This window comes from Bartonella sp. TT110JLCBS (genome assembly GCF_042193405.1).
In the GTDB taxonomy this organism is placed as follows: Bacteria; Pseudomonadota; Alphaproteobacteria; order Rhizobiales; family Rhizobiaceae; genus Bartonella.
This window is the reverse complement of sequence record NZ_JBHILT010000302.1, coordinates 312-558: the sequence shown is the minus strand read 5'-3', so window position 1 is coordinate 558 and position 247 is coordinate 312. Positions and strand designations below refer to the sequence as shown.

The 247-nt window shown below is 43.3% G+C and carries 1 protein-coding gene; it reads left to right on the top strand.

What is annotated here, in order from left to right:
- Positions 1-18: 18 nt before the first annotated feature.
- On the top strand, positions 19-247 hold a 229-nt coding region (locus ACFILW_RS11025), incomplete at its 3' end, for a DNA methyltransferase (RefSeq protein ID WP_375685857.1).

Genomic DNA, 247 nt, shown 5'->3' with positions numbered 1-247 from the left:
CACACGGCTTGGCTCAATATGATTTATCCGCGCTTGCGTTTGGCACAGACCTTATTGCGTGACGATGGGGTGATTTTTATCTCAATAGATGATCATGAAGTTCATAATTTGCGCAAAGTATGTGATGAAGTGTTTGGCGAAGAGAATTTTGTTGCGCAGCTGGTGTGGAGGAAACGCACTGGTGCTAATGATGCGCAAAACAATGTAAGTACAGACCATGATTACATTTTGTGTTATAGTCGCAGGC